This window comes from Pseudoroseomonas ludipueritiae (genome assembly GCF_014490445.1).
GTDB lineage: Bacteria > Pseudomonadota > Alphaproteobacteria > Acetobacterales > Acetobacteraceae > Pseudoroseomonas > Pseudoroseomonas ludipueritiae.
In genome coordinates, this window is sequence record NZ_JACTUZ010000243.1 from 1 (window position 1) to 4,101 (window position 4,101).

Annotated in this window: 3 protein-coding genes; 2 read left to right on the forward strand and 1 reads right to left on the reverse strand. The window is 69.4% G+C overall.

What is annotated here, in order from left to right; all coding sequences use genetic code 11:
- On the reverse strand, window positions 1-993 hold a 993-nt coding region (locus IBL25_RS24735), incomplete at its 3' end, for a D-alanyl-D-alanine carboxypeptidase family protein (protein WP_187781120.1).
- Between the two features lie 307 nt (window positions 994-1,300).
- On the opposite strand from IBL25_RS24735, the gene IBL25_RS24740 reads away from it, so the two are divergent.
- Together IBL25_RS24740 and IBL25_RS24745 are read left to right on the forward strand one after the other, a co-directional pair.
- The gene (locus IBL25_RS24740; RefSeq protein WP_187781121.1) at window positions 1,301-2,824 is read left to right on the forward strand and encodes an MmgE/PrpD family protein; all 1,524 of its coding nucleotides are present in this window, start codon (window positions 1,301-1,303) and stop codon (window positions 2,822-2,824) included.
- A 429-nt stretch (window positions 2,825-3,253) separates the two neighbouring features.
- A partial coding sequence (locus IBL25_RS24745) for a hypothetical protein (RefSeq protein ID WP_187781122.1) occupies window positions 3,254-4,101 on the forward strand: 848 nt, incomplete at its 3' end.

Here is a 4,101-nt window from a genome sequence, read left to right on the forward strand (position 1 = left end):
CGCCGGGCGCGGTGGCGGCACCGGGCGGCTGACCACCCGCCGCACCGAGCCGCCGGTTTCCGCGCGGCGCGGCTCCGGCATCACCGGCGCCGCATTGGCGCTGGCGATCAGGGAGGGGCCGCGGCGGCTGGCCATCATCATGTCGGTATTGGGCAGGCCACGGCGCTCGGCGAAGCCGCGGTCCAGCAGCGCCATGACATGCGAATCGCGCTCCCAGGAGCTGGCGCCGCCAAAGACCACCGCGATCATCCGCACGCCGTCGCGCATGGCGCTGGCGGCGAGATTGAAGCCGCTGGCATTGATGAAGCCGGTCTTGATGCCATCGGCGCCGGGGTAGTTGTCCAGCAGCCGGTTATGGCCGCGCACCGTCTGGCCGTTGAAGGCGAAGGATTGCACGCTGAAATAGGCGTAGCGGTCCGGGAAATCGCCGACCAGCGCCTGGCTCAGCCGCGCCATGTCGCGCGCCGTGGTCTTCTGCTGCGGGTTGGGCAGGCCGGAGGCGTTGCGGAAGGTGGTGCGGCTCATGCCCAGCGCGCGCGCCTTGGTGGTCATCATGCGGCCAAAGGCGGCCTCGCTGCCGCCGGCGAGGTGCTCGCCCAGCGCGGCGGCGGCGTCATTGGCGGATTTCGTCACCATCGCCAGAATGGCATCGCGCGCCGAAATGGTGCTGCCCGCCCGCAGCCCCAGCTTGCTCGGCGGCTGCGCGGCGGCGTTGCGCGAGACGCGGATGCGCGTGTTGGGCGAGAGCCGCCCCCGCGCCATGGCATCGAAGGCCATGTAGAGCGTCATCATCTTGGTCAGGGATGCCGGGTAGCGCGGCTCGTCGGCGGCGATGGAGACGATCTCCTCGCCCGAATTGGCATCCATGACAAAGGCGGCGTAGCGATCACTGCCGATCTGTGCCCGCGCGGCTGGCGCGGCGGCGATGGACAGGATGGCCGCGAGCAACGCAAAGGCGATGACGCGGCACACGGCGAGGCCGTGATGCGGCATGTGGCAGGCTCCCCCCTTGTTGCGCGTGGACCAAATCCCCCCCGGGCTCCACGCGCATCCCCAATGCCTGGCCACGACGGGCCGGAGGCAACGGCGCCGCATCGCACCGGATCGGTGCGCGGCGGCGCCGCCCTAGAATGCAGAGTCATGGCTGCGGATGGAAGCGGCGAGGGCGCATTTCATTGATAAAGTTTCATTGTTGCACCGAGAAGCGGCGGTCCCGGCCCGATCCGCAATGGACGAGTCTGCGCGCGTGGCGCACAACACCGGCCGGAAACCCAAGAGCTGGAGGAGGAAGCCCCCCGCCATGAAGCTGCATCCCGTGAAGGTGTATCCGTCCAAGGCGCTGCTGAAGCGCGAGGACCAGCTGGCCTGGAAGATCGCCGGCGTCGCGGCCGACAAGGTGGCCGTGCAGAAGCCGGTCACCGACATGATCATCAACCGCATCATCGACAATGCCGCCGTCGCCATCGCGGCCATCAACCGCTCCGCGCCCACCTCGGCGCGTACCATGGCCATGGGGCATGCGCGGAAGGGCGGCGCGACCATCTTCGGCCTGCCGGCCAGCAAGGGCTTCTCGCCGGAATGGGCCGCCTGGGCCAATGGCACGGCGGTGCGCGAGCTGGACATGCACGACACCTTCCTGGCCGCCGACTACTCGCACCCCGGCGACAATATCCCGCCGGTCCTGGCCGTGGCGCAGACCATGGAGCGCAGCGGGCGCGACCTGATCCGCGGCCTGGCCACCGGCTACGAGATCCAGGTGAACCTGGTGCGCGCCATCTGCCTGCATGAGCACAAGGTGGACCACATCGCGCATCTCGGGCCTTCGGCGGCGGCAGGCATCGGCGCGCTGCTGGGGCTGAAGCAGGAGGTGATCTACCAGGCGGTGCAGCAGGCGCTGCACACCACGGTCACCTTTCGCCAGAGCCGCAAAGGCGAGATCTCCTCCTGGAAGGCCTTCGCCCCCGCCCATGCCGGCAAGCTGGCGGTGGAAGCCGTGGACCGCGCGATGCGCGGCGAGGGCGCGCCCAGCCCGATCTATGAAGGCGAGGACAGCGTCATCGCCTGGGTGCTGAGCGGCCGCAGCAACCGCGAGCGCGTGTACGAGGATGTCTATTACAACGTGCCGCTGCCGGAGAAGGGCGAGGCCAAGCGCGCCATCCTGGACACCTACACCAAGGAACACTCGGCCGAGTACCAGAGCCAGGCGCTGATCGACCTGGCCTTCCGGATGCGGGGGCTGATCCCGGACCTGGAGGCGATCGAGAAGATCATCATCCACACCAGCCACCACACGCATTACGTGATCGGCACCGGCGCCAACGACCCGCAGAAGATGGACCCCAAGGCCAGCCGCGAGACGCTGGACCACTCCATCATGTACATCTTCGCCGTGGCCTTGCAGGACGGGCGCTGGCACCACGTGGACAGCTACGCGCCGAAGCGTGCCGGCCGCGCCGATACCGTCCGGCTCTGGCACAAGATCGAGACGCGGGAGGAAGAGGAATGGACGCGCCGCTACCATTCCACCGACCCGGCGGAGAAGGCCTTCGGCGCGCGGGTGGAGATCCTGATGAAGGATGGCAGCACGGTGGTGGACGAAATGGCGGTGGCCAATGCGCACCCGCTGGGTGCCAAGCCCTTCGAGCGCGCGGATTACATCCGCAAGTTCGAGATCCTGACGGATGGCATCCTGGCGCCGCGTGAAAGCGCGCGCTTCCTGGAGGTGGTGCAGGACCTTCCGCGCCTCGGCGCCGGGGATCTGCATCAGCTGAATGTCGTGCTGCCGCGCGGCGCCCTGGCCGAGGGCAAGCCCGGCATCTTCTGACCGGGACACGGCGCGGGAAGGTTTCTGATTCCTTCCCGCGCCAGCGGCAAGATCGCCGCCGCGCCTCGATGCGCTTTCCAAGACACGACGGGCATAAAAAAATGCGTTGGGCTGCAACCCCGGCGCGCAGAAATGCAACGCGTTCTTGCGGATTTCGTTGACAAGCTGATTGGGCGTGAAGATAGCGTGTCGTGTGCGCGGGAGGGCCGGATGCGATTCGCGAAATGCTGTCAAGGCAGCATCGTGAATCGGGTCGCAACCGGCGCCGCAATTCGCAAGGTTTGATGCCCGGGCCAGGGTGCGTGCCATGGGAAACGGGACGGGGAAGGCCATGCCAACCCGTTCTTCTTCCCACGGCACGCGGCGGTCCTGGCATGCGAGTGGCGGCACCACGCGGCATCGCCCCGTCGGAAGACGAGGTGGATCGGAATGGCCCAGAACGGCAAAGGCAAGGAGAGCCAGCAGATGGACGACAACAACGAGACGGGTTCGGGCCGCGCCCGCCCGATGGCAATGAGCACGAGCCGCCGCACCGCGACCGCGCGGAAGGCGAGCACCGCTGGCCGCAAGCCGGCCGCCGCCAAGAAGGCCGCGGCGCCCGCCAAGAAGGCGCCGGCCAAGACCGCCACCAAGGCAGCGAAGCCGGCGGCGAAGTCCACGGCTTCCAAGTCGGCCGCTTCCAAGTCCACGGCTGCCAAGTCGGGCGGCGCGCGCAAGACGGCGGCGACCAAGTCCGCCAGCACGGCGCGCAAGCCGGCGGCGGCCAAGAAGACGGCGGCGGCGCCGAAGAAGGCGGCGACGGGCACGGCACGCAAGGCGAGCACGACGCGCGCCACGGCCGCCAAGAAGAGCACCGCGACGACGGCCCGTAAGACGGCGGCGACCAAGTCCGCCAGCACGGCCCGCAAGCCGGCGGCGGCCAAGAAGACGGCGGCGGCGCCGAAGAAGGCGGCGACGGCCACGGCGCGCAAGGCGAGCACGACGCGCGCTACCACGGCCAAGAAGACGGCGGCGCCGAAGAAGGCGGCGGCGGGCACGGCGCGCAAGGCGAGTACGACGCGCGCCACGGCCGCCAAGAAGAGCACCGCGACGACGGCCCGCAAGACGGCAGCGACCAAGTCCGCCAGCACGGCGCGCAAGCCGGCGGCCGCCAAGAAGGCGGCGACGGGTACGGCGCGCAAGGCGAGCACGACGCGCGCCACGGCCGCGAAGAAGAGTACCGCGACGGCGGCCCGCAAGCCGGCGGCGGCCAAGAAGACGGCGGCGGCGCCGAAGAA

What these genes read in the sequence shown, in the direction of transcription:
- IBL25_RS24740 (WP_187781121.1), top strand. Translation starts at nt 1,301, where the DNA reads ATGAAGCTGCATCCCGTGAAGGTGTATCCGTCCAAGGCGCTGCTGAAG.